Genomic DNA, 292 nt, shown 5'->3' with positions numbered 1-292 from the left:
CCAAGGCTTTGGGGTACTGTCCCAGACTGTCGTAAATTCCGCCAATGTTGTTGAGCATTGTGCCAACACTTGCGCGATCGCCGATTTGTTTAATAATTGCTAAAGCTTGCTGAAAGAACTCCAAGGCTTTCGAGTACTGTCCTAGTCTGTAGTAAATTGCGCCAATGTTGTTGAGGGTAGTGCCAACACCTGCACGATCGCCGATTTTTTTACGAATGGCTAAAGCTTGTTGATAGTACTCCAAGGCTTTGGGGTACTGTCCCAGACTGTCGTAAATTCCGCCAATGTTGTT

General features: G+C 46.2%; 1 protein-coding gene. It reads right to left on the bottom strand.

Annotation, left to right across the window (positions count from 1 at the left end):
• Window positions 1-292: tetratricopeptide repeat protein (locus tag ABF638_RS38420; protein WP_435027959.1), on the bottom strand; the 292-nt coding region annotated here is incomplete at both ends.

It is taken from the genome of Nostoc sp. CALU 1950 (genome assembly GCF_051172895.1).
Taxonomy (GTDB): Bacteria; Cyanobacteriota; Cyanobacteriia; order Cyanobacteriales; family Nostocaceae; genus Nostoc; species Nostoc edaphicum_A.
This window is presented reverse-complemented; position numbering and strand designations above follow the sequence as displayed.